Here is a 24885-nt window from a genome sequence, read left to right as displayed (position 1 = left end):
GTTTTGGGTATTAAAAAAACCGGAACTAGTTCCGGTTTTTCTCACGTTGATTCTCATTTTGTTCCCATAGAGCTGCCGCCTCAATGTCTGAGCTTCCTACAGCGTTAAACAATAGTGTTTGCAAGTAGGCGGTCTGATTTCGTACTCCTGGGGTTTGATACAGGATATTAAGCGCACGGTCAATATCCATGTACTCTAAACTGCGAAAACGCTGCTTTACAGCCTCTTCCGGGTACTGTCCTTTCTCGAAATAGAAAGGTCCGTCTCGTGCAAGTACCCCTACAATCAAGAAAAGCACACTCTTTGCCACACATTCACCATGGACTTCTTTCAGCACATCGTACTCAATTTGATTTTTCACATCTTCCGTAAGGTCATCAATGTCTATCTTTCGAACATGAGGCGGTCCTAAAGCTCTGGCCTCTCTATCTTTTCTTTCTTCATCCTGGTAGGAAGAAGAGATTCTCAGGTCATTCTTTCTCAGGTCATTCTTACTACAGTCAAGTTTTTTTACTTCTTGAGGTTCAAATTCTTCACTTCTGGAAGTCAAATCATTTAACTTCTCCGAGCTATCCTCAACCGTGCTTTGGTCGCTTTCAGGGCCATTGCTATCCCCTCCGGGCGAAGGAAGCTCCACAGCGGCAGTAAAATCGTTCACATAGAGCAAAGTAGGTTTACCCTGCCCTTGGCGTTTCTTTTCAATCAGACCAGCCTTTTCTAACTGATTGAGAACTTTGACCGCTGTTGGTTTTGAAAGGTGCAACGTACTCTGTAATTCCTCTACCGTGAAGATAACAAAAAGTTGACCCTCTTCATCCGTGTATTCAGCGGGATTTTCAGCAGAAAGAGTCAGCCTATTTAGCAGGATGGCATACGTCAGTTTTGCCGCACAATCTATATCGGCAAAAGCCGGGTCTGTAATCAAAAGTTGGGGGATTACCAAATAACGGTATTGAAGAGCTTGCCGTGGTTTTATTCTGGGTAATTGCCGAGCAGGTTGGAACTTTTGCATGGTGTATCACTCCTGGTGGACTCTTGAAATACACACATTTTGCGACACCTGCTTGACGTGCAGGGGGTCAGCGGTTCAAGTCCGTTAGCGCCCACCACAAAAAAGCCGCTTAAACACTGGGTTTAGGCGGTTTTTCTTTTTGTCTGTAACACACTCTCAGTTTTCCGCGGCCTTTCGGGGCCGCTTTTGCTTTCTTGGAAATTCCATAGGCCACTGTGCACCTGCACGTCAAGCAGGTGCACGCCCCCGCTCACAAGCCGCCCCGCTCTTTCGCAACGCCGCCCCCAAAGCAAAAAGCAATCCCCCTGCCTTTGGCAAGGGGGATTGCAACAGATCGCCGTGATCCTGCGGAGCGCCCGCCTCACTCCCGGGACATCCGCCGGTTGCGGTACTCCGAGGGCAGGCAGCCCACATATTTTTTGAACTGCCGGGAGAAATAGCTGGGGTTCATATACCCCACTGCGTAGCTGACATCATACAGCTTGTTGGAGAGATCCATTAAAAGCTCCTTGGCTTTCTCCATGCGGACATTGGTCAGATAGCGGTTGATGGTGGTGCCCGTCACCTGCCGGAAGAGCAGACACAGGTATGTGGGCGTCAGATAGACCTGAGCGGCCAGCTCGTTGATGGTCAAATTCTCGCTGTACCGCTCCCGAATGGTCTTCTGCACCTGCTGAATCATGCCGATGGTGGCCGAGTCGTTTTTCAGGCGGATCAGGTCGCGCACATTGCCTCCATACTGGAGCAGCAGCTCCCGCATCTGCTCCAAGGTCTCGGAATGGAAGAGCTGGTCCAAAATGGACTGCTGGGAAAGCGTGCCCTCTTCCCCTTCTTCCATCTGTTCTCGCAGCACGCCGTACACCTCGAAGATATAGCGGCTGATCACATTCCGATAACCTCATAGGAATCATTCAAAGGGATCTCTCTGGAAAAAGACAAGTTCATAACTTCTGTTCCTCCTATCAGCCACTGTGTCTGAAACAGTCTTCTGTGCCAGTATAACACAGGAAAAAGCCGTAAAAAAGGAACATTCTTTTCATTTATGCCACAAAATTATAAGGATGGGCGGAAGTGGGCCCGCCAGCGCGAAATTCGTTTTTTATTGACAAAGGCACCGCTGTGTAGGAAAATAAAGACGTATGGGGAAAAATCTGCCGGAGCGCGCTGGTTTTGCGGCGGCCCTGGCCCCCGCACTTTTCATTTTACCATTGTGCATCTGGCACACATTACGCTGCCATCGGGCAAAAGGAGGCAGGCGCGGCGCGCCGAACAGAATGAAATACGATTTTACCAGCATTATTGACCGGCACGGGAGGGACGCCATCGCGGTGGATGGCTTGACAGAAGGGGGCCACGGCCCCCAGCCCCCCAAAGAGGGTTTCGACGTGATCCCCATGTGGGTGGCGGACATGAACTTCCCCACGGTGCCCACCATTACAGAGGCCATCAAGAAGCGGGTGGACCACCCCTTCTTCGGCTACTTTGCCACCAGCGACGACTACTACAACGCCATCATCCGCTGGCAGGAGCGGCGCAACGGCGTCACCGGCCTGACAAAAGAGTGCATCGGCTATGAAAACGGCGTGCTGGGCGGCGTGATCACGGCCCTGAACGTGCTATGCTCCAAGGGGGACAACGTGCTGCTGCACTCCCCCACCTACATCGGCTTCACCGGCTGCCTGACCAACAACGGCTATCACATTGTTCACAGCCCCCTGGTGCAGGATGAGGATGGCGTCTACCGCATGGACTTTGAGGACATGGAAAAGAAAATTGTGGAAAACAAGATTCACGCCACGGTGTTCTGCTCTCCCCACAACCCCTGCGGCCGGGTGTGGGAGCGCTGGGAGCTGGAAAAGGCCATGGAGCTGTTTCAAAAGCACGACGTCATGGTCATCTGCGACGAGATCTGGTCCGACATCATCTTAGAGGGCCACAAGCACATTCCCCTGCAGTCCATCTCTGAGGACGCCCGCCAGCGCACGGTAGCTCTCTACGCCCCCTCCAAGACCTTCAACCTGGCGGGGCTCATCGGCAGCTACCACATTGTCTACAACAAGGCCCTGCGGGAGCGCATCGACAAGGAAAGCTCCCTCTCTCACTACAACTCCATGAACGTGCTGTCCATGCACGCCCTCACCGGCGCCTACACCCAGGAGGGCAGTGACTGGGTGGACGAGCTGCGGCAGACCATCACCGGCAACGTAAATTTCGCCTGCGGCTTTATCGCCCAAAACTTCCCCGGGGTGAAAGTTTCCAAGCCCCAGGGCACCTACATGCTGTTTTTGGACTGCACCGACTGGTGCGCCGCCCACAACACCACCATCGACCAGCTGGAGAAGGCCGGATGGGACGTGGGCGTGGCCTGGCAGGACGGCCGCGCCTTCCACGGGCCCTGCCATATCCGCATGAACCTGGCCCTGCCCCTCTCTCGGGTACAGGAGGCCTTTGACCGGCTGAAAAAGCATGTGTTTACCCTGTAAAGCCGCAAAATGAAGGATTCCCTTCTGTTTCATGCACATTTTTCACATTTTTTCCGCAATTTGCAGGAATCCATCCTGTCGTTCTTCTGTTTTTGCAGCGTCTAGCGCCAAATCTTGCAAACGCACTTGACACGGGCTTCTTTCCGGAGTATAATGTCGTGCGTAAGAGGGAAGTTCCCCGATTCTGCGGCAATGGCGCCCTGAAAGGCTGACGGCTTTTCAGGGCGTTTTTTTATTCCAGCGGCCGCGGGCAGGCCAGAGCTTTCCCCACCAGGCTGGGCAAAGGGGCCCTGAAGGAGCAATCCTTCAGGGCCCCTTTCTCCATGCAATCCGGCGCCGGCAACCCGCGGCAGCGCCGCTTCACATAGATAAATCTCAAGAAAAGAGTTGGTTTCCCTATGATCGTTGATACCTTGTGGGTCTTTCTTGCGGCAATCCTGGTGTTCTTTATGAACCTGGGCTTCGCGTCTTTGGAAGCCGGCATGGCCAGGTCGAAAAACACCGTGAACATCCTTTCCAAAAACTTCATCGTGTTCGCGGTTTCCTCCCTGGGCTTCATGCTGCTTGGATGGGGTTTCATGTTTGGAGGCGACAACCCCTTTATCGGCACAGAGCACCTGTTCATCCTGGGTGAAAAGGATCTGTCGTTCTATGACGGGACCCTGACTTCCAACGTGCCGTTCTGGGGGAAATTCTTCTTCCAGCTGGTGTTCTGCGGGACCGCGGCCACCATTGTCTCCGGCGCTGTGGCGGAACGGATCAAGTATCTCTCCTTCATCATCTTCTCCTTTGTGCTCACCCTGGTCGTCTATCCCATCGTCGGCCACTGGGTATGGGGCGGCGGCTGGCTGGCTGATTTGGGCTTTATGGACTTTGCCGGCGACACGGTGGTCCATTCCCTGGGCGGCTGGTCCGCCCTGGCGGGCGCCCTCATCCTTGGGCCCCGCATTGGGAAGTATGACAAACAGGGCAAGCCCAGGGCCATTCCCGGCCACAACATGTCCCTGGCGGTGATCGGCCTGTTTGTGCTGTGGCTTGGCTGGTTTGGGTTTAACCCCGGCTCTACGATGAGCTTCCAGAACCCCTCGGATGTGATGCACATCCTGATGACCACCAACACCTCCGCGATTGCGGCTGTCGTCACCGCCACGGCCACTTCGTGGATCTTCCTGGGGAAGCCGGACCTGGGCATGACCATCAACGGCTGTCTGGCCGGGCTGGTCGCCATCACCGGCGGGTGCTCTTACATCTCCATTGTGGATTCCCTCATCATTGGCGCCATTGCCGGCGTGATTGTGGTGTTCGCGGTGGTGTTCTTTGACCGCGCAAAGATAGATGACCCGGTGGGGGCCACCTCGGTCCACCTGTGCTGCGGCGTGTTCGGCACCCTGTGTATCGGCCTGTTCGCCCAGGAGGGCGTGACCACCCTCTCCACCAGGAACGGCCTGTTCTACGGCGGCGGGGCAAGCCTGCTGGGCATCCAGCTGGCGGGCATCCTCGCGGTGGGGGCGTTTACCTTTGTCAGTGCCCTTGCGGTCTGGTGGATCTTGAAAAAGACCATTGGGATCCGCGTCTCCAGGGAGGAGGAACTGGCTGGCCTTGATATTGGCGAACACGGGAACCATGCTTACCCGGATTTCGTGCAGGCGGTGGAAAACATCGGCTACTCTCCCGACGGGCCCGCTGTGGAGCCCTTGGGCGAGGTGCCCGTTTCCGAGGCCGTGCCGGTCAAGGACACCACCTCCCCCGGGGACCAAAAGGCCCCCAAGATCACCAAGGTGGAAATCATCTGCAAGGAGCCCCGGCTGGAGGCGCTCAAGTCGGCCATGTCCGCGCTGGGGATCACCGGCATGACCGTGTCCCATGTCCTCGGCTACGGCATCCAGAAGGGCAAGCCGGAGTACTACCGGGGCGCCCCGGTGGAGGCGAACCTGCTGCCCAAGATCCAGGTGGACATCGTGGTCAGCAAGGTGCCTGCGCGGGCGGTGATCGAAACCGCCAAAAAGGTGCTGTACACCGGCCATATTGGCGACGGCAAAATCTTCGTCTACGATGTAGAGAACGTGGTGAAGGTCCGCACCGGCGAAGAGGGGTACGCAGCCCTTCAGGACGTGGAGTGACCTTCTCTATCCCCTCCATACAGGAGAGGCAGCCTTCTTGGCTGCCTCTCTTTTTTGCGTTCCCGCGCCCAATCACACCGACAAGGCCCCATTCTTCCCCACCAGCCGCAGGAACTCCCGCAAGGCAGCACTGGACGGGCGGGGACGGTAATAGGCGCCGAAGGAGACCGGCGCCGCCCCCTCCAAGGGGACCCTGGCAAAGGGCAGCTCTTCCGGCGGGAACAGGTCCGGCAGCAGGGCCGCGCCATATCCCGCCCCCACCAGGGCGGCCACGGCTTCCGTGCTCTCGCAGAAATACAGCTCGGCCGGGGTCCGCTCTCCCACCGTGCGCCCCAACAGGGTGTGAAGGGCCTCCGGCTGGGGTTTGGCAGGGGTAAGGAGCACCAGCCTCTCCCCCCTCAGCCGGCGCAGGTCCAGGCTGCTTTCCCGCGCCATGGGGTGGCGCCGGGGCAACAGGCAGACCAAGGGCGCCTTCCCAGTCTCCCGGTAGAGGATATCCCCCTTTGGGGGGTGAGATACCCGAAAGCTCAAAAGCGCGTCCAGGTCCCCGTCCTCCAGCATGCGGAACAGCCTGGGGATAGGCTCTGTACACAGGCGGGGATGCAGCTGCGGCAGGGCGCTGCGCAGCTGCTCTAGCAACGAGGAGATCCAAAACAGCTGGAAGGGCTCCCCGCACCCCAGGGACAGCACCTGGAACTCTCTCCCCTTGGGGTCCTGCAGGCGGTGCTTGGCCCGCTCTGTCAACGCGACAATCTGCCGGGCATCGCTGAAGAACGCCGCCCCTTCCGGCGTAAGCTTGACGGAACGGGTGGTGCGCCGGAACAGAACGGCGTCCAGCTCCTTTTCCAGGGAATGGATCTGCTGGGTTACGGCGGGCTGGGTGACGTGCAGCTGCTCCGCCGCACGGGCAAAACTCAATGTCTCTGCCACGGCCAAAAAGCTGGAAAGCTGGAAGGTGTTCATATCCTCCCTCCCTATTAATAAGTTTCTCTTATTAATAATAGCATTTTCTAAATTCACTTTCAAGGGGCTTCGCCCTATAATTGTTAGCAGGCGAACAGTTCCAAGCAAAACTGTTTCCCCATTTTCCAAAGAAAAGGAGCGCTCTTATGAACGAATCCATTCTCCTGCTGATCCGGCAGGTGTACGCCTCTGCAGAGCAATACGGCCGAAGGCAGCTGCACGCCTGGGGCCTCTCCCCTGCCCAGGCCTTTGTGCTGGACAGCCTGCTCTCCCGGGAAGGGACCTGCTGTGCCTCTGAGCTGCGAGAGATGCTGGGCATCTCCAAATCCACCCTTTCCGAGCTTCTAACTGCCCTGCAGGCCAAGGGCTTCTTGGAAACGCCCCTGGACCCCCTGGACGACCGGAAAAAACGGCTGATGCCCACGCCAAAGGCCCGCCAACAGGCAAAGGCGCTGCACGCAGCCATCCAAACACAGCTGCAGGTCCTGCTGCAGGGCCTCTTGCCCCAGCAACTGGACTGCGCCAAAGCTGTCCTGTGCCGGATGCGGGAAAATCTCACCCAAGCGGAATAAGGAGGAATCACCATGATACGAACACTGCTCAAACAAGTGAAGGAATACCGGGCGGCCTCCCTGCTTACTCCCCTGTTCACAGGGCTGGAAGTGCTGATGGAGGTGCTCATCCCCTTTGTGACGGCCTCCATCATTGACAAGGGCATCCAGGCCGGGGACATGGGGCAGGTCTATTTTTACGGCGTTGTCATGCTTGTTCTGGCCTTTGTCAGCCTTGCGGCAGGGATTCTGGCCGGGCGGTTTGGGGCCAAGGCTTCCTCGGGCTTTGCCTCAACCTGCGGGACGCCATGTATGAAAACATCCAGACCATCGCCATGCTGGGCGTCATGGTGCTGGCCAGCTCTCAGATCGGCGGGCGTTCCGCCCGGTACTTCACCCAGCAGCAAAAGGATTTGGGGGCCGTTAACGGCTACATTGAGGAGATGATGGACGACCAAAAGGTGGTCAAAGTATTCTGCCATGAGGAAAAGAGCGTGGAGAATTTCCGCAAGCTGAACCAGGCCCTGCGGGACAGCGCCGACAAGGCCAACACCTTTGCCAACATCGCCATGCCGGTCAACGGCAACCTTGGAAACATCAGCTATGTGCTGTGCGCCATTGTGGGGGCGCTGCTGGCCCTCTCCGGCTACACCGGCCTGACGCTGGGCACCCTGGTGGCCTTTCTGAACCTGAACAAAAACGCCACCCAGCCCGTCAGCCAGATCAGCCAGCAGACCAGCAGCGTCGTCATGGCCATGGCGGGCGCCCAGCGGGTCTTCGACCTGATGGACGCCCCGCCGGAACGGGACGAGGGCTATGTGGAGCTGGTCAACGCCAAGGAGGACCGCAATGGCAGCCTGGTGGAGTGCGAAGAGCGCACCAACGTGTGGGCCTGGAAGCACCCTCACAAGGCGGACGGCACCATCACCTATACCCGCCTGCAAGGGGACGTGACCTTCCACGATGTGGACTTCGGCTACGGGGAGGGCAAGATCGTCCTGCACAACATCAAGCTGTACGCCACGCCGGGCCAGAAAATCGCCTTTGTGGGCTCCACCGGCGCGGGCAAGACCACCATCACCAACCTGATCAACCGGTTTTACGACATCGCCGACGGCAAAATCCGCTACGACGGCATCAACATCAACAAGATCAAAAAGGGCGACCTCCGCCGCAGCCTGGGCATGGTGCTCCAGGACGTGCACCTGTTCACCGGCACGGTGATGGAGAACATCCGCTACGGCCGCCTGGACGCCACCGACGAGGAGTGCATTGCCGCGGCCAAGCTGGCCAACGCCGACGGCTTCATCCGCCGCCTGCCCGATGGGTACGACACGGTCCTCACCGGGGACGGCGCCAACCTGAGCCAGGGCCAGCGCCAGCTGCTGTCCATTGCCCGGGCCGCCGTGGCCGACCCTCCGGTGCTGATTTTGGACGAGGCCACCTCCTCCATTGACACCCGCACCGAAGCCCTGGTCCAGCAGGGCATGGACGCCCTGATGACTGGGCGCACCACCTTTGTCATCGCTCACCGGCTCAGCACCGTTAAGGACGCCGACTGCATCATGGTGCTGGAGCAAGGCCGCATTATCGAGCGGGGCACCCACGACCAACTCATCGCTCAGAAAGGGCGCTATTACCAGCTCTACACAGGGAAAAAGCCTCGTAAGGGGCCAAAAAAGGGGCGCGGCACAGTGTGCCGCGCCCCTTTTTGCGAAGGCAGGCGCCGTCTGCCAGCACCCGCCCTTCCCGCAGCCCCGAATCCGTCACAACGCCAGGCTGACGCCAAAACCTGCCAGAACAACCGCTGCCGCCGCAAAGAAGGCAATCGCCCCCGGGGCAGCCGCCAGCTCCCGGCCCTTGCTGCTGTCCCGCAGCTTTTCCATGGCCTTGGCCTCCTCAAAGGCCACCTGGGCGGCAAAGGCCCCTTGGGCATTGCTGTTGCTGGCGCTGGTTGGCGCGCCAGCCTTCACCCGCATCGTGTGAAACAGCATCAGCCCGCCAAAAAGCAAGGTGAAAATGCCCAGAAAAAAGGTGATGTCCTGAAAAGACGCCAGCTTGCCCACGTTCGACAGCAGCCCGGCAGCGCCCAGCTCTGCCGCTCCCAAAATCGCGCCAGCCAGCAGCCTTTTTCCCACGCTCTTCATACCGAAAGCCTCCCTTCTGTCCCGAAACAGGGTTTCCTCCCATCCTCTTGCGGGCGGTACGCCTTTTAGAGGATATAACTTCACAATTATAAAATAGCATGGCGGCCCTCCCCTTGTCAAGGAGGATTTGGCCTTTCCTGCTGGTTTTATTTCATATTTTTGCGGATTATTGGAATAAAACTCTAAAAACCTGAGGAAAACATCTTGTGTTTTCCCTTCTCAGTTGCTATAATTGATAAAAATACCGCGATCCCCTGTTTCCATACAGGCTGCGGCAGGGAGGTTAGAATTTATGGAAAACCGCATCATCAAAATCCTGTCGAAGAATGGCAGCGTGCCGCTGAAGGTGATCCACGGCCATTTTGCCACCAACCACTCCCACATCAACTGCTATCTGGACATGACCACCCTGAAGACCCGCCAAAGCGAGGCCGAGCTGGCTGCCCAGGCTCTGACGCAGCATTATGTGGCCAGCACCATTGTGGACACCATCCTCTGCCTGGACGGCACCCAGATTATCGGTGCCTACCTGGCCAAGGAGCTGAACCGGGCCGGCTTTATCTCCATCAATGCCCACCAGACCATCTATGTGGTCACCCCAGAGTACGACACCACCAGCCAGCTGATCTTCCGTGACAACCTGGTACCCATGATTCGGGACAAGCACGTGCTGATTTTAACGGCCTCCGTCACCACGGGCATCAGCGCCCGCAAGGCCATGGAGTGCGTTCAGTATTATGGCGGTTCCACCGCCGGCATCGCCACAATTTTCAGCGATATCACCCAGGTGGAGGGGGTACCGGTACAGTCCATCTTCACCAAGGAGGACGTCTCCGGCTACGCCACCTATTCCACCCAGGAGTGCCCCTTGTGCAAGCACGGCGCCAAGCTGGACGCCCTGGTAAACGGATATGGCTACTCCAAGCTGTAAAACATCCCCAACGCTGTACGCCCCAGCCGCGTACAGCGTTTTTTCTGGCCCGCCATGGCTTTTCCCCCGCAGATGTGCTACAATAATTTAAAACGATTCCCCCTGCGGGAAAGAGAGGATGTGCGTCCCATGAAATGGATGATCGCTTCGGATATTCACGGCTCTGCCTTATACTGTGAAAAAATGCTGCAAGCCTTTGTGCGGGAGGGCGCCCAGCGGCTGCTGCTGCTGGGAGACCTGCTCTATCACGGCCCCCGCAACGACCTGCCCCAGGGCTACGCCCCCAAGGAGGTCATCGCCCAGCTCAGCGGGGTAAAGGAAAAGGTCTTCTGCGTGCGGGGCAACTGCGAAGCCGAGGTGGACCAGATGGTGCTGCCCTTCCCGGTGCTGGCGGATTATTGCCTGCTGGAACAGAAGGGCCATGTCATCTTCGCCACCCACGGCCACCACTATAACCTGGAGACCCCGCCCCTGCTGCAGCCGGGGGACGTGCTCCTCCACGGCCACACCCATGTGCCCGCCAAGGACAGCCGCCTGGGCTTCTGGTATCTAAACCCGGGCAGCGTCTCCCTTCCCAAGGAAAACAGCCCCCACAGCTATATGACGCTGGAAAACGGCGTCTTTGCCTGGAAGGATTTGGAGGGCGTGGAATATGACCAGCTGGTGCTGTAAACCTTAAACCTTTGGAAAGGAGCTGTCCCCATGGAATTTCAAAAGAGCGAGGGGCGCATTTTCGCCCAAGACGAGAACGGCAAACTGTTGGCAGAGATCACCTTCCCCACCGTGGCGGAGGGTGTGGCGGACATTGACCACACCTTTGTGGATGAAAGCCTGCGGGGCCAGGGCGTGGCAGGAAAGCTGGTGCGGGCCGCCGTGGACCAGCTGCGCTCTCAGGGAAAAAAGGCGAAGACCTCCTGCTGGTACGCGGCCCAGTGGTTTGAAAAGCATCCCGAGGAAAAGGACCTGCTGGCCTCCCGGTAAAACAAATTTTTTAAAAAAGGCTTCAAAAAGTGTTTTATCCTCGTTCACAGCCTGGTCATATCCCGCCGGTATACTGGGACTTGTCAAAAGGGAAAACAAGCCCTTCCCGGCAGGACGCCGGGAGCTTTTTCAATAAACTTCATTCTTCCTCCCTGAAAAGGCTGCCGTTTGGCGGCCTTTTCTTTTTCAGAAAAACGCCCCGGACGCGGGAAAACACGTCCGGGGCGTTTCCTTGCTGGAAGCCGCTTTAAAACAGGGAGAGCTGCTCCGCCGGCCGCTCCTTCAAGGGCACCGTCTCCTGCTGGAGCTGCTGGGAGGGGATATCCCCCAGGAAGGGAGAGGCCTCCCCCCAGGAGAGGAGCACCAGCTCCTCTTTGGCCCGGGTCATGCCCACATAGAAGAGGCGGCGCTCCTCCTGGGGGTCGTTCTCCCGGCCGGGGGATTCCAAGGGGATGACGCCCCGGCTGGCCCCCGCTAGGAACACCACGGGGAACTCCAGGCCCTTGGCGGCGTGGAGGGTCATCACCTGCACGGCCCCGGAGCGGTAGCCCTTGCCCCCGGCCCGGCGCAGGTCCCCCTCCTCCCCCTGGGAGAGGTCCTGTAAAAAATCTCCCAGGCTGGAGTAAAACACCGCCATGTTCTTCAGCTTTTCCAGGGGCTCTCCGCCGCCCTCCTCCTGCTCCCACAGCTTCAGCAGGGAGAGGGGCTTTTCCCGCTGAGCCGGGGCGCAATAGCGTTCCAGCCGTTCCAGCCAGGGCCGCAGCGCGGCCTCCCCTTCCAGCAGGGTGGAAAGCGCCTCCACGCTCTCCGCACGGGAGCAGGCAGCCCGGGCCCGCTCCACAGTCTCTGGGGAACAGCTCCACAGCAGGGTCAGGCAGGCCTTCAGGGAGGCAGTGTCCCGAAAGTCCCAGCAAGTGCCCAGAAATCCCAGCAGCCCCCGGATCTTCTTATCCTGCAGGAAGTCCTCCCGGCCCCACACCACGCAGGGGATGCTGTCGTGGCGCAGGCAGCGCTCCACCATCTCCGCCTGGCGGTGGGTGCGGCACAGCACGGCCATCTCCGAGAAGGAGCGGAGGTTCTCCCGATCCCCCTGGGCCTCCACCATGCCCAGACCTCCCGCCATGCGGCCGATCTCCTTGGCCAGGAACACCCCCTGGGAGAGCTCGTCCGGGGCGTGGACCCACCGCACAGGCAGGCCCGGTTTGCCCATGGCCTCCAAGCGACGGGGCTCCCCAGGGTTCTGCGAGATCACCGGCAGGGCGCAGCCCAGCACTTGCGGGGAGGAACGGTAGTTCCGGGCCAGGCGCAGGGTCACCAGGTCTGGGAAGTCCTCTCCCAGCCGCTGAAAGCAGTCACCCACCGCCCCCCGGAAGCCATAGATAGACTGGTCCGGGTCACCGATGACAAACAGGCTGCCCTCCCGGCTCCACTGGAGCACCAGATCATATTGCAGGGCGTTCACATCCTGGAACTCGTCCACCAGCAGGTGGGAGAACGGACGCCGTGCCTTGGGGGGCAGCTCTTTCACCGCCAGGGCCCGGTTCAACAGGCCGTCGAAGTCTGTGACGCCCAGGTCCTTCAGGCCCTGCTCATAGGCCGCGAACAAGGCTTCCTCCTCCGGGCCCTCCGGGGAAACCACCCCATTTTTCACCTGGGACACCCAGCCCAGCAGCTTTTTGGGGGAAAGGCGGCTGTCCCGCTCTTTTAGAAGGCCCTCCGCCAGGGCCAGCGCCTCCCCCTGAGAGAGCAGGGGCGGGCGGCCCAGCAGCTCCCGGCACAGGGCGTGGAAGGTGCCCACCGCCATTCCCTGCGCGGCACCCTTCCCCACCAGGTCCTCCAGGCGCTCCTTCAGCTCTTGAGCGGCCCGGCGGGTGAAGGTCACCACGGTGACCTCCTCCGGCTTCACGCCGCTATCCAGCAGGTGAGCCACCCGGGCGGTGAGGGTGCGTGTCTTTCCCGCGCCGGGGCCCGCCACCACCGCCACCCGGCGGGCCTGGGTCTCCACCGCCTGGCGCTGGGAATCGTCCAAGCCGGCCTGGGGCACGGGAGGGGCCTCCTCTTCCCGCGGAGGCGCCGCCTTCTCCACGGGCCGTTTCTTGGCCCGGGGAGCGCGGGGCACGGCAACGGGGCCGAACAGGCTCACCTGGCCGTTGAAAGCCTCCACTTCCTCCACTGTGAGCAGCCGCACCTTGCCGTAGACTCCGTCGTAGCCCGCCTCCCGGACCACTTCCCCGGCCCGCAGGCGGCGGACCGCCTCCCCCACCGCCGGGCCCGCGGCGGAGCCGATGGCCTCAATGGGCACCTCCCGCAGGATGGCGAACTCCTGCCCCAGGGCTGCGAGCAGCTCCTCATAGAGGGCCTGGGTGCGCTTGCTGGCCTCGGAGCGGCCGGTGGCGTTGGCGATGACCTCTGGCAGGGGGACCAGGCTCTCAAAGGGGTTGGAATGGGGGCAGGGCATGCCGGGCAGGCGGTCCGCCAGCTCCTCCACCCGGTGCTCCACCCCGATGGTCAGCCGCTTGCCGCACACAGGGCACCGGTCCCCCAGGGCAGCGCTCTCCCCAGGAGACAGCCGCACGCCGCAGCTGCGGTGGCCATCCAAATGGTATTTGCCCTCCTCCGGGAAGAACTCCACCGTGCCCACAAGGCCCTCGCCGGTGTCCAGGGCGTGCTTTAGGGCGGGGTAGGAGAGCTCTGTGTCCAGCATGTCCGCCTCCCGGCCCAGCTTCTGGGGGGAGTGGGCGTCGGAATGGGACACCAGCTGCAGCCCGTCCAGCTGGGACACCCGCCAGTTCATGGGCGGGTCGGAGGAAAGCCCCGTCTCCACCGCGTGGATGTGGGGCGTCAAGTCCCCAAAGCACTCCTCTAGGGTGTCGAACCCGGAAAAGGCCCCGAACAGGGAGAAGTGGGGCGTCCAGATGTGGGCGGGGAGGAACACCGCCTGGGGGCAGGCCTCCAGGGTGATCTCCAGCAGGTCGCGGCTGGAAAGGCCCAGGATGGGGCGGCCGTCGGAGTGGATATTGCCGATCTGCTCCAGCCGGCGGGAGAGCTCCTCCGCCGCCTCCAGGCTGGGGAGCAAGATCACATTGTGCACCTTCCGGGTCCTGTCCCCCTGCTTGTAGATAGAGCTGATCTCCCCGCTGACCACAAACCGGGGCTCCGCCGGCTGGCCGGCCACGCCGCAGGGCAGGCGGAACTCCTCCTTTAACCGGTAGAGCCCCTCTTCCGCAGGCAGAAGCTGTTCCTCCATCTCCTGCCGCCAGGCCGGATGGGTAAAATCCCCGGTGCCCACCAGGGCAATGCCTTTCTTTCTGGCCCACAGGTCCAAGTGGGGCAGGTCCCCCTCTTTGCTGGTGGCGCGGGAATAGCGGGAGTGGATGTGCAGGTCGGCAAAATACATGGCGGGTCCCCTTTCACGACAATTTCTTCCATTATAGGCTGTTTTTCCCCCTGGCGCAACGCAGAGACGCATAACGTGGAAAGAATTTACACGCCCCGCGGGGAAACTCCTTGCAAATCCCTCCCGGTTTGCTATACTGATAGCAGAAAGGAGGGGGAGCGCTTTGGAACACGTCTGGCACATTGGCTCTCCTGTGGGAGACTTGACTTTGACGGAAGAGGAGGGCGCCCTGACCGGTCTGTACTTCGGCCGCCTGTCCCGGCCAGGGGAGGCGGGCCCCACTGCCCTGCTGGAGGAGGCCGCCCGCCAGCTGCGGGAGTACTTTGCCGGGCAGCGCCGGGAATTTGACCTGCCCCTTTGCCTTCGTGGCACGGCGTTCCAAATGCAGGTGTGGCAGGCCCTGCAGGCCATCCCCTACGGGGAAGTGCGCACCTATGGGGAGATCGCCCAGGCCATCGGCAAGCCCAAAGCCTGCCGGGCGGTGGGCATGGCCAACCACAACAACCCCATCTCCATCATCGTGCCCTGCCACCGGGTGGTGGGGGCGGGCGGCAGCCTGACCGGCTATGGCGGCGGCCTGGAGAACAAGCGCTTCCTGCTGGATTTAGAGAAGCGCAACCATTGAGGAAGCTTTTAAGGAGGGGATTTTATGGAGGAAAAACGCACCAAACTGCAGGTGGGTTCGCTTTTAGCGACGGGGGCCCTCTTCGTGATCTTCCTGGGGGTGTACCTTTTTCAATTCACCCGGCCGGGGGCCTTCATCGCCGGGGAGTTCTTCCCCGCCCAACCGGCGGGGGACACTGTCCTCTACCAGGGGGAGCTCCACGGCGTGCCCGGCGTGCTGATCTTCGAGCCCCAGGAGGACGGGGGCGTGTTTCTGCTGCAATTTGGCGGCTTTTCCGAGAAGTACGGCTTTGCCTTTGGGGAGGAGGAGGGTCCCTACGGCCGGCCCCTCGCCATCACCGGCGGGGACGGGGCCCTGGTGCTGGAGTGTTTCTACGCCGGGCCGAACCTGCCCCTGCTGGACGGGACCGGAGCCCCCGCCACCGACGACGGCCTCACCATCACCGCAGAGACGGCAGGAGAGAGCCAGACCACCTTGTTCTCCACCCCCTTTACCAGCTTGGCCCGGCTGGCCGCCGGGGACAATGTCCACTACCGGGGAAGCTGGCAGTGGTTTTTCTTTATCAGCGTGCTGGCGGGGCTGCTGAACTTGACCGTGGCCTTCCCCATGGCCTGGTTTAAGCTGAACCACTTTCTCTCGGTGCGGGACCCGGAACCCAGCGACTTCTACCTGGCCATGATGAAAGTGGAGTGGGTGCTGGTGCCCGTTCTCCTGCTCATCGGCTACCTGTGGGGGATGACGTTGTACACCTGAAAACCTTTCCGCCGGAGGGAGCAAACCCTCCGGCTTTTTTCTGTGCAAAATGCGCCTTGCCAAGGCACTGCGGACATGCTAAAGTAGGGGAAGACCACGCCCTGCGGGGCGGAAAAGAAAGGATGTATCGCTTATGTTAAAAAGATCCGTTTTCCTGACCCATTCCATCACCGGGAGGGAAACCGCTCGTTAAGGGCCGCCCTCCCCACATCGCGAGGAGGAACTCTTTTTGAAGACCCATACAATCAAACAGCTCTTGTCATTCTACAAGCCCTATAAGGGGCTGTTCGCCGCCGACCTGCTGTGCTCCCTCACTGCCGCGGCCATCGGGCTGGTTCTGCCCCTGGGGGCGGGGTACATCACAGAAAACGTCCTCACCGGGGATCTGGGCAGCGCGCCGGGGAAAATCCTGCGGGTGGGGGCCCTGCTGCTGGCGCTGGTGCTCATCCAGGCGCTGTGCAGCTATTTTATGGACTATCAAGGCCACTCCATCGGCGCCAAAATGGAGCGGGACATGCGGGCCCAGCTCTTCCGCCACTGCCAGCGCCTGTCCTTCTCCTATTTTGACACCCACCCCATCGGGGACCTGATGAGCCGCCTGACCAACGATTCCCTCTCCCTGGCGGAGTTTTTCCACCATGTCCCCGAGGACATCCTGGTAAACTCTATCAAGCTTTTGGGAGCCTGCCTCATCCTGTGGAACATCCACTGGCGGATGACTTTGGTTATCCTGGCCTTTCTGCCCTTTATGCTGGCCTACACCCTCTATTTCAACAAGAAGATGGCCAGCGCCCTGCGGCAGGGCCGGGAGGACATGGGGGAGATCAACGCCCAGGCGGAGGACACCCTTTCCGCCATCCGCATGGTGCAGTCCTTCTGCAACGAGGAGATCGAGGCGGCCAAGTTCCACCGCCTCAACGAAAAATTCCTCAAGAGCCGCCGGGCCAGCTACCGGGGCGAGGCCCTCTGCTGGGGCGGCATGGACGCCTTTGCCAGCCTCATCCCCATTGCGGTGGTGGTGTTCGGCGGGCTCTCCATCCTCCAGGGGTCTCTGGCCCTTTCGGAGCTGGTGGTGTTCCTGCTGTATGTCGGCTACTTCACCCAGCCCATCCAAAGCCTGGTAAACACCTCCCGGCTCATCCAAGAGGGGCGTACCGGCTTTCGCCGCTATGTGGAGCTGCTGGAAACCGTGCCGGAGATCCAGAATGCCCCCGGCGCCCGGGACCTGCCCCGGGTGAAGGGAGACATCCGCTTTTCCCATGTGCGGTTCCGTTATGGGGAGGGGAACGCCGTGTTCCAGGACCTGAACCTGACCATCCGCGCGGGGGAATATGTGGCGCTGGTGGGGGCCTCCGGCGTGGGAAAGACCACCCTTTGCTCTCTGATCCCCCGGTTCTACGACGTGGAGGCCGGGGAGGTCGCCATCGACGGCGTGCCTGTCAAACAGGCCACCCTGCGCTCCCTGCGGAGAAACGTGGGGCTGGTCCAGCAGGACGTGGCCCTGTTTACCGGCTCGGTGGCGGAAAATATCGCCTACGGCAGGCCGGGGGCCACGCTGGAAGAGATCAAGGCCGCCGCCCGCCAAGCTGGGGCGGAGGAGTTCATCGAAAAGCTCCCCCAGGGCTATGACACGGACATCGGGCCCCGGGGCGTGAAGCTCTCCGGGGGACAGCGCCAGCGGCTCTCCATTGCCCGGGCCTTTTTGAAGGACCCGCCCATCCTCATTCTGGACGAGGCCACCAGTGCTCTGGACTCTCAAAGCGAACAGGTGGTCCAGCGGTCCCTGGAGGATCTGGCAAAACACCGCACCACCCTGGTCATTGCCCACCGGCTGTCCACCATCCAAGGGGCACAGCGGATCCTGGTGCTGGACGAAAACGGCATCTGCGAGGAGGGCACCCACCAAAGCCTGATGGCTCAGGGCGGGGTGTACGCCAAGCTTTATGAGGCCAGCTTCCAGGTATGAGCCGATGGGAGCGGAAAAATCCACAATCCAAACTTCGGAGGGGGCTTTGCTCCCTCTATTTTTTATGGAAACCCGCGGGAAATCGAAGAAGGTTTCCTAAAAAAACTGTAAAAATCCCCTTTGTATAGTTGCAGCTTCAACTAATTTGTGATATGATAAAGCTCTGAGAGAAGAATGAAAACCACGGCCCGCTGGAGGCCGTCGGCGCGAAAGGATGAACACCCATGCATGTGATCCTGCACTACATCAAACCCTTCATCCCACGGATGAGCCTGGGAATCTTCATTAAATTTGTGGGGGCGGTCATGGAACTGCTGCTGCCCTGGATTCTTTCCTACCTGGTGGACGACATCGTCCCCCTGCGGGACATGGGGCTGATCCTCCTCTGGGGCGGCGCCATGATTCTGGCCGCTGTCATGGCCCTGGTGACCAACATTGTGGCAAACCGTATGGCCGCCTGGGTGGCCCAGCACACCACCCAGGCCCTGCGCCACGACCTGTTCGCCAAAATCTCCTACCTGTCCTGCTCTCAGATCGACAGCTATTCCATCCCCTCTCTGGAGTCCCGCCTGACCAGCGACACCTACAACGTCCACCAGATGATCGGCATGATGCAGCGCATGGGGGTGCGGGCGCCCATCCTGCTGGTGGGCGGCATCCTCATCACCCTGACCCTGGACCCCGTGCTCACCCTGGTGCTGGTGTGCACCCTGCCCTTCCTGGCGGTGCTGGTGTTCTGCGTGTCCAAGCGGGGCATTCCCCTGTATGTCGGCCTGCAGCAAGGGGTGGACGCCATGGTCCGCACCGTGCGGGAGAACATCTCCGGAATCCGGGTCATCAAAGCCCTTTCAAAGACAGAGTACGAGCGGGAACGCTTTGCCAAGGTCAACGGCGAGGTGGTCCGCCGGGAAAAAAAGGCGGGCATCACCATGGCCCTGACCAACCCCATGATGAACCTGCTGCTTAACGTGGGACTGACCCTGGTTATCGTTGTGGGCGCCTACCGTGTCAACGCGGGGGTCAGCTCTGCGGGGAACATCATCGCCTTTCTGAGCTACTTCACCATCATCCTCAACGCCATGATGGCCGTCACCCGCATCTTCGTCATGTGCTCCAAGGGCATTGCCTCCGGCGCCCGCATTCAAGAGGTGCTGGACACCCCGGAGGACCTGGCCGTCCACCCGGAGGAGCCGGAGGATTCCCCCTATCATGTGGTATTCGACCACGTTTCCTTCTCCTACAACAAGAACGAACCCAGTGTGGAGGACATCTCCTTCTGCTTAAAGCCCGGCGAGACCTTGGGCATTATTGGCGCCACCGGCTGTGGCAAGTCCACTTTGATGTCCCTGCTCATGCGCCTGTATGACGCGGACTCCGGCCTAATCCAGATTGGAGGGCGCAGGCTCTCCTCCATCCCCCTGGAGGAGCTCCACCAGAAGTTCGGCGTGGTATTCCAAAACGACGTGCTCTTTGCGGACAGCATCTATGAGAACATCGACTTCGGCCGGAACCTGCCCCCCCAGGAGATTGAGAAGGCCGCCCGGTGCGCCCAGGCCCTGGAGTTCATCTCTGCCCTGCCCGACGGCTTTGGCCACATGCTCACCAGCAAGGGCACCAACCTCAGCGGCGGCCAGAAGCAGCGGGTTTTGGTGGCCCGGGCCTTGGCGGGCTCCCCGGAAATTTTAATTCTGGACGACTCCTCCTCCGCCCTGGACTACCGCACAGACGCCGCCCTGCGGAAGGCCCTGCGGGAGGAATACCGGGGCATCACCACCATCATCATCGCCCAGCGGGTCAGCTCCATCCTGCACGCCGACCATATTCTGGTGCTGGAAGAGGGCAAAGAGCTGGGCTACGGCACCCATGAAGAGCTGCTGCGCTCCTGCCAGGTGTATCAGGAGATCGCCAAATCCCAAATGGGATACAGCCAGGATGCGGACCCTGAAGCCCGCGAAAAGGAGGTGGTCTAAATGCCCAAAGGACCCAGAGGGCCCATTGAAAAGCCCAAGGACCGGAAAAAAGTGCTTTTGCGCCTTTGGACCTACATCTACGCCCACAAGTGGATGGCCCTGGCCGCTGTGCTGCTGACCGTCTCCAGCAACCTGCTGGCGCTGCTGGGGCCCATGCTCTCCGGCGAGGCTATCGACGCCATCGGCATGGAGCCCGGCCAGGCGGACTTTCCCACCGTGTTTTTCTTCTGTGGGCTGATGATTGTCTTTTACGCGGTCAGCTCCCTGCTCTCCTATATCCTCTCCATTTTGATGATCCAGCTGAGCCAGCGGATTGTATTCCAGATGCGCCAGCAGGTCTTCGACCGGCTGACCCAGCTGCCGGTGCGGTATTTTGACGGCACCCAGACCGGCGATATTGTCAGCCGCATCTCCTATGACATTGACACGGTGAACGCCTCCCTCTCCAACGACCTGCTGCAAATCGCCGCCAGCGTCATCACCGTGCTGGGCTCTCTCATCATGATGGTTGTCATTTCCCCCACCCTGGTACTGGTGTTTGTCATCACCATCCCCATGTCCATCCTCTTCACCCGGTACATGACCAAGAAGGTGCGGCCCCTGTTCCACCAGCGCTCCGTAAAGCTGGGGGAGATGAACGGCTTTGTGGAGGAGATCATCACCGGGCAGAAGACCACCAAGGCCTATCACCAGGAAGAGACCATGATCTCCCGCTTTGACCAGCGGAACAAGGCCGCGGTGGACGCCTATTACAACGCCGACTATTACGGAGGCATGACCGGCCCCTCCGTCAACTTTATCAACAACCTGTCCCTGGCCTTTGTCAGCATCTTTGGGGCCATTCTGTTCTTGTGGGGGCACCTGTCCATCGGCAACCTGTCCTCCTTTGTGCTGTACTCCCGCCGGTTCTCCGGCCCCATCAACGAGGCCGCCAACATCCTCAGCGAGCTGCAGTCCGCCTGCGCCGCGGCCGAGCGGGTGTTCCGCCTCATCGACGAGGAGCCCGAGCCCGCCGATGCCCCCAACGCCGTTTCCATCGACCAGGTGGAGGGGGAGGTGGCCATGGACCATGTGCGGTTCGGCTATGACCCGGGGAAAACCATCATCCACAACCTGAGCTTCACTGCCCCCAAGGGGAGCCTGACCGCCATTGTGGGGCCCACTGGCGCGGGCAAGACCACCCTCATCAACCTGCTGATGCGCTTTTACGACCCGGACTCCGGGGCCATCACCCTGGATGGCCGGAACATCCAGCAGATCACCCGGAAGAGCCTGCGGCTTTCCTACGCCATGGTGCTGCAGGACACCTGGCTGTTCACCGGCACCATCTTTGAAAACCTGGCCTACGGCAAAAAGGGCGCCACCCTGGAGGATGTGCAAAAGGCCGCCAAGGCTGCCCACATCCACCGCTACATCATGGGGCTTCCCAAGGGGTACGACACCATTCTGGATGAAAACGGCATGAATATCTCCCAGGGGCAAAAGCAGCTGCTCACCATTGCCCGGGCCATGCTGCTGGACGCCCGGATGCTGATTTTGGACGAGGCCACCTCCAACGTGGACACCCGCACGGAGATCCAGATTCAGGCCGCCATGCGGGAATTGATGAAGGATAAGACCTGCTTTGTCATTGCCCACCGGCTGTCCACCATCCAAAACGCGGACCGCATTTTGGTGGTGCGGGATGGGGACATTGTGGAGCAGGGCACCCATCAGGACCTGATGGCCCGAAACGGCTTCTATGCCTCTTTGTACAACTCCCAATTCCAGTGAGAGACACAATTTGACAAATACCGGCTTCCGTGGGAAAATAGTCCCAGAAGCCGGTATTTTTTTGGAAAAGAGGGATGCGCTGTGCAAACTTTGCCAAAGCCTGTCAAAGGCCTGTTTTTCGATCTGGGCTGGACGCTGGTCTATCCTCTCAGCGGAGACTGGGAACTGACGGAATCCGCCATGAAGCTGTTCCACTGGGAGGCCTGCTCCTCCCTGCCGCCGGAGCGGGTGGCCGCCGCCCGAAAGGCCGCCAACGACTACTTCCTCCCCCGGCACAGGCTCTCCACCCGGGAGGAGGAATACGACCAGTACCTCCACTTTTATGGGGAGCTTGCCCGGCTGCTCCCTGAACTGGGCATCACCCGGCAGAATATCGAGGTGGCCGCCCTGGAAAAGGTCTATCAGCCCCAGCACACCTTTGGGATCTTTCAGGATGCCCTTTCCACCCTGCAGGCCCTGCGCGGCCGCTACAAGCTGGGCGTCATCTCGGACACCTGGCCCTCCATCCGGCCTGTTTTGGACGCCTTTGGCCTGACGCCCTATTTCGACTGTTTCACCTTCAGCTTTGAGCTGGGCTGCTTTAAGCCCGACCACCGGATGTATGAGGACGCCCTGGCAAAGATGGGCCTCCCCCCGGAGGAGTGCGCTTTCATTGACGACGGGGTGAAAAACCTGCAGGGCGCCCAGGCCGCGGGCATCCAGCCGGTGCTCATCACTGCCAAGCCCGGCGCGGAGGAGTGCCCGCCCGGCATGGCCTCCATTCAAACCATCTCCGGCATTCTGGAGCTGCTGGCATAAAAATGAAAAAGGGGGATCCTGCCATGGACGCCGTAAGCTATCAGGACTATGTAAACATTCTCAAGGAAGAGCTGGTGCCCGCCATGGGCTGCACCGAGCCCATCGCCATCGCCTATGCCGCAGCCGTGCTGCGGGAAACCTTGGGCCGGCCCGCAGAGCGGATGGAAGTGGAGGCCAGCGGGAATATCATTAAAAATGTGAAAAGCGTGTTTGTGCCGGGCACAGGAGGCCTGCGGGGCATTCCTGCCGCCGCGGCCGCGGGCATGGCCGCCGGGGACCCCTCTCTAGACTTAGAGGTCCTCTCTCAAATAGGAGAGGCGGAACAGGCCCGCATTCGGGAATACCTGGCCCATACACCCATCACCGTAAAACTGGCGGACTCCCCGCTGATTTTCGACATCCTGGTCCGGGCTTGGGCCGGGGAGGACAGCGCCCTGGTGCGCATTGCCAACTACCACACCCACATTGTCCGCATTGAGAAAAACGGGGCTGTCCTCAAGGACCTGCCCGTCCAAGCCGCCGCCGAGGAAGGGCTGACAGACAAATCCGTGCTCTCCGTGCGGGGCATCCTGGAATTCGCCCGGGAAGCGGACCTCTCAGATGTGGAGGAGACCCTTTCCCGGCAGATCCGCTTTAATACCGCCATCGCCCAAGAGGGCCTGCGGGGGGATTACGGCGCCAATATCGGCCAGGTGCTGCTCTCCGCCTATGGGGACGATGTGAAGATCCGGGCCAAGGCCATGGCTGCCGCCGGGTCCGACGCCCGGATGAACGGCTGCGGCCTGCCGGTGGTCATTGTCTCTGGCAGCGGGAACCAGGGGCTTACCGCTTCTCTCCCAGTGATTGAATACGCCAAGGAGCTGGGAACGGACCAGGAGACTTTGTACCGGGCGCTGCTGGTTTCCGACCTCATCACCATCCACCTGAAGGCAGAAATCGGCCGGCTTTCCGCCTATTGCGGGGCCGTCAGCGCCGGGTGCGGCAGCGGGGCGGGCATCGCCTACCTGTATGGGAAGGATAAACCCGAGGAAGCCCTGCTGAAAGACGTTTCCCACACCATTGTCAACTCCCTGGCGGTGGTCTCTGGCATGGTGTGCGACGGGGCCAAGGCTTCCTGCGCGGCGAAGATCGCCTCGGCGGTGGACGCGGGCATTCTGGGCTTCACCATGTACCAGCAGGGGCAGCAGTTCCGGGGCGGGGACGGCATTATCTCCAAAGGCGTGGAGGAAACTATCCACAATATTGGCCTGCTTGCCACCCAAGGCATGCGGGAAACTGACCGGGAAATCCTGGACATTATGACCACCCGCTGCTGACTTTTTTGAAAAAATCCTTCCGCGGGGCGGTTTCCTCACCGAACTGTCACAAAAGGCCTTTATTCTATGTCTATAAGGTAGAAAAAAGGGGAAGGGCGGTCCCTTTCCCTGTGTATGGAAAGGGGTCTTTCACCACGATGTTTCGTTTACGGCGTCCCAAAAGGCCGGTGATCCATTTCCGCCGCGTCTGGCCCAACCGGAGTTGGCACATCCCCGCGCTGATGGGGATATCCTCCCTGCTGCTGGCATTCTGCCTGGTGCTGGGGGTGATGGAGCTGGGCACCGGGGACAGCTCCGCCCCTGTCCAAGAGGACGCCCTTTTGGAAAGCGCCCAAGAGGAGGAAAGCGAGGCGGAGGAAAGCGCGCTCCAAGCGGCATCGCGGGAGAAGGAGGCGCTTTCCTCGGCTTCCTCCGCTGTGGAAAGCGCCCTGGAGGAGAGCTCCCAAGGGGCCGTGGGACTTGCCTTCTCCTGCTATGAGGAGCCCCAGCCCATCACCGAGGAGGAGGCTGCCGCCACCCTGGAGAGCCTGCGGGACACCTTCCCCGATGGCTCCTATTGGAACCACATGGGTCTGGAGGAATGGGATGAGTTCACCGTGACGGACATTCCCTGCGATCACGACCTGTATTGGGACACCTACTGCAACAGTTACACCGGGGGCATCCAGGAGCTGTTCCCCCAGTTTGAGCCCATGGAGCAGTGTTTGGGCTTTGCGGCGCTGCTCAGCGATTTGGTCTTTGGGGAGGACGCCCCTGTTTCCACCTTTACCGACTACACCCAGCTGCGGGTGGGAGACCACATCCGGCTGGAACTGACGGAACACTCCATGACTGTGCTGACGGTGGCCGAAGAGGGCATCACTGTGGTGGAGTGTAACCGGGATTACGAACACTGCCTCATCAGCTGGGACCGCTTTCTCAGCTGGGAGGAACTGGCGGCTTACAGCTATGAAATGGAGTGCATCACCCGGTATGAGCCATGAGCCGCAACAAGGGCGGGGAAAAATTTCCCCGCCCTTTCTTTCCATTTTTCATCCCATCCGTCTAATGGATAGGGCCGCGCGAGGAAACGGTAGGATTTTGTAAGAATCCCACCCTT

At 60.4% G+C, this 24885-nt stretch carries 18 protein-coding genes, 1 tRNA gene and 1 pseudogene; 16 read left to right on the top strand and 4 right to left on the bottom strand.

Going from position 1 to position 24885, the window contains the following annotated elements:
• Window positions 1-25 precede the first annotated feature (25 nt).
• Window positions 26-1012: a replication initiator protein A gene (locus ODJ80_RS10860; RefSeq protein WP_263042090.1), complete on the bottom strand. Its 987-nt coding sequence runs from the start codon at window positions 1010-1012 to the stop codon at window positions 26-28.
• Here ODJ80_RS10860 and ODJ80_RS10855 point away from each other — a divergent pair.
• Window positions 980-1109 (top strand) — tRNA-Leu (locus ODJ80_RS10855). The genes ODJ80_RS10860 and ODJ80_RS10855 overlap by 33 nt on opposite strands.
• 264 nt (window positions 1110-1373) lie before the next feature.
• Here ODJ80_RS10855 and ODJ80_RS10850 read toward each other — a convergent pair.
• A complete protein-coding gene (locus tag ODJ80_RS10850; protein WP_263042089.1) occupies window positions 1374-1898 on the bottom strand; it encodes a helix-turn-helix transcriptional regulator in 525 nt (174 codons plus the stop codon).
• A 388-nt stretch (window positions 1899-2286) separates the two neighbouring features.
• On the opposite strand from ODJ80_RS10850, the gene ODJ80_RS10845 reads away from it, so the two are divergent.
• Both ODJ80_RS10845 and ODJ80_RS10840 read left to right on the top strand, forming a co-directional pair.
• On the top strand, window positions 2287-3495 hold the full coding sequence (locus ODJ80_RS10845) for a MalY/PatB family protein (protein ID WP_263042088.1): 1209 nt from the start codon (window positions 2287-2289) through the stop codon (window positions 3493-3495).
• Between the two features lie 398 nt (window positions 3496-3893).
• Complete coding sequence (locus ODJ80_RS10840) at window positions 3894-5615, top strand: ammonium transporter (protein ID WP_263042087.1); 1722 nt, start codon at window positions 3894-3896, stop codon at window positions 5613-5615.
• A 72-nt stretch (window positions 5616-5687) separates the two neighbouring features.
• Here the strand turns inward: ODJ80_RS10840 and ODJ80_RS10835 are convergent, their stop codons facing one another.
• Window positions 5688-6578, bottom strand: coding sequence for a LysR family transcriptional regulator (locus ODJ80_RS10835; RefSeq protein WP_263042086.1), 891 nt, complete (start codon window positions 6576-6578; stop codon window positions 5688-5690).
• A 146-nt stretch (window positions 6579-6724) separates the two neighbouring features.
• On the opposite strand from ODJ80_RS10835, the gene ODJ80_RS10830 reads away from it, so the two are divergent.
• From ODJ80_RS10830 to ODJ80_RS10810, 5 genes and pseudogenes are all read left to right on the top strand, one after another.
• Complete coding sequence (locus ODJ80_RS10830) at window positions 6725-7150, top strand: MarR family winged helix-turn-helix transcriptional regulator (RefSeq protein ID WP_263042085.1); 426 nt, start codon at window positions 6725-6727, stop codon at window positions 7148-7150.
• Window positions 7151-7509: 359 nt separating this feature from the next.
• A pseudogene (locus tag ODJ80_RS10825) lies at window positions 7510-8784 on the top strand (ABC transporter ATP-binding protein); the annotation flags it as partial.
• 784 nt (window positions 8785-9568) lie between these two features.
• Entirely contained in the window at window positions 9569-10207 is a 639-nt protein-coding gene (locus ODJ80_RS10820; RefSeq protein WP_178863132.1) for an orotate phosphoribosyltransferase, read from the top strand.
• Between the two features lie 129 nt (window positions 10208-10336).
• On the top strand, window positions 10337-10879 hold the full coding sequence (yfcE, locus tag ODJ80_RS10815; protein ID WP_263042083.1) for a phosphodiesterase: 543 nt from the start codon (window positions 10337-10339) through the stop codon (window positions 10877-10879).
• A 30-nt stretch (window positions 10880-10909) separates the two neighbouring features.
• Window positions 10910-11188 (top strand): GNAT family N-acetyltransferase, encoded by a 279-nt coding sequence (locus tag ODJ80_RS10810; RefSeq protein ID WP_178863135.1) that lies wholly within the window; start codon window positions 10910-10912, stop codon window positions 11186-11188.
• A gap of 247 nt (window positions 11189-11435) precedes the next feature.
• Here ODJ80_RS10810 and ODJ80_RS10805 read toward each other — a convergent pair whose 3' ends face one another.
• Entirely contained in the window at window positions 11436-14585 is a 3150-nt protein-coding gene (locus ODJ80_RS10805) for a UvrD-helicase domain-containing protein (RefSeq protein WP_263042082.1), read from the bottom strand.
• Between the two features lie 163 nt (window positions 14586-14748).
• Here ODJ80_RS10805 and ODJ80_RS10800 point away from each other — a divergent pair, with 163 nt between their 5' ends.
• The 8 genes from ODJ80_RS10800 to ODJ80_RS10765 all read left to right on the top strand — a co-directional run bounded on the left by ODJ80_RS10800 (window position 14749) and on the right by ODJ80_RS10765 (window position 24769).
• Window positions 14749-15210, top strand: coding sequence for a methylated-DNA--[protein]-cysteine S-methyltransferase (locus ODJ80_RS10800; protein ID WP_263042081.1), 462 nt, complete (start codon window positions 14749-14751; stop codon window positions 15208-15210).
• A 24-nt stretch (window positions 15211-15234) separates the two neighbouring features.
• Window positions 15235-15963: a hypothetical protein gene (locus ODJ80_RS10795; RefSeq protein WP_263042080.1), complete on the top strand. Its 729-nt coding sequence runs from the start codon at window positions 15235-15237 to the stop codon at window positions 15961-15963.
• Between the two features lie 229 nt (window positions 15964-16192).
• A complete protein-coding gene (locus ODJ80_RS10790) occupies window positions 16193-17929 on the top strand; it encodes an ABC transporter ATP-binding protein (RefSeq protein WP_263042079.1) in 1737 nt (578 codons plus the stop codon).
• 224 nt (window positions 17930-18153) lie between these two features.
• Window positions 18154-19899, top strand: coding sequence for an ABC transporter ATP-binding protein (locus ODJ80_RS10785; RefSeq protein WP_263042078.1), 1746 nt, complete (start codon window positions 18154-18156; stop codon window positions 19897-19899).
• Window positions 19900-21672, top strand: a complete 1773-nt coding sequence (locus tag ODJ80_RS10780; protein WP_178863147.1) for an ABC transporter ATP-binding protein — start codon at window positions 19900-19902, stop codon at window positions 21670-21672. It begins immediately after the preceding gene.
• An 81-nt stretch (window positions 21673-21753) separates the two neighbouring features.
• Window positions 21754-22470, top strand: a complete 717-nt coding sequence (locus tag ODJ80_RS10775) for an HAD family hydrolase (protein WP_263042077.1) — start codon at window positions 21754-21756, stop codon at window positions 22468-22470.
• A gap of 2 nt (window positions 22471-22472) precedes the next feature.
• Complete coding sequence (locus tag ODJ80_RS10770; protein ID WP_442863915.1) at window positions 22473-23786, top strand: L-cysteine desulfidase family protein; 1314 nt, start codon at window positions 22473-22475, stop codon at window positions 23784-23786.
• A gap of 137 nt (window positions 23787-23923) precedes the next feature.
• Window positions 23924-24769 carry a hypothetical protein gene (locus ODJ80_RS10765; protein WP_263042075.1) on the top strand — a complete coding sequence of 282 codons (846 nt, stop codon included), beginning with the start codon at window positions 23924-23926 and terminating at the stop codon, window positions 24767-24769.
• The last annotated feature ends 116 nt before the right edge of the window (window positions 24770-24885 follow it).

The organism is Acutalibacter sp. LFL-21 (assembly GCF_025630755.1).
Taxonomy (GTDB): Bacteria; Bacillota; Clostridia; order Oscillospirales; family Acutalibacteraceae; genus Acutalibacter; species Acutalibacter stercoravium.
This window is presented reverse-complemented; position numbering and strand designations above follow the sequence as displayed.